Raw genomic sequence first — 282 nt, 5'->3', positions numbered from 1 at the left:
TACGGCTTCGGGTTGACGACCTTCGTCGCCGGGCTGGTCCTCATCCCGTTCTCGGTGCTGGGGTTCGTCGCCGGCAAGCTCACGCCGCGGATCCGGACGCGGATCTCCGACCCCCTGCTGCTGGCCGGCAGCGCCGTCGTGGTCGGCGGCGGGTTCGCCCTGTTCGCGGCGGCCCGGTCGGACCTGGCCGAACTGTTCGCGGCGATGGGCGTGCTCGGCCTCGGGGTCGGCGGCTTCTCGGCCGCGATGCCCGGCGTCATCCTGGCCGTCACGCCCAAGAGC

Annotated in this window: 1 pseudogene; it reads left to right on the top strand. The window is 73.4% G+C overall.

Going from position 1 to position 282, the window contains the following annotated elements:
- Positions 1-12 precede the first annotated feature (12 nt).
- Positions 13-282 (top strand): annotated as a pseudogene (locus IG75_RS0135785) (MFS transporter); the annotation flags it as partial.

Origin of the sequence: Nocardia rhamnosiphila NBRC 108938 (assembly GCF_000720425.1) — a bacterium.
GTDB lineage: Bacteria > Actinomycetota > Actinomycetes > Mycobacteriales > Mycobacteriaceae > Nocardia > Nocardia rhamnosiphila.
The sequence above is the reverse complement of the archived record's forward strand: the minus strand, read 5'-3'. Positions and strand labels throughout refer to the sequence as shown.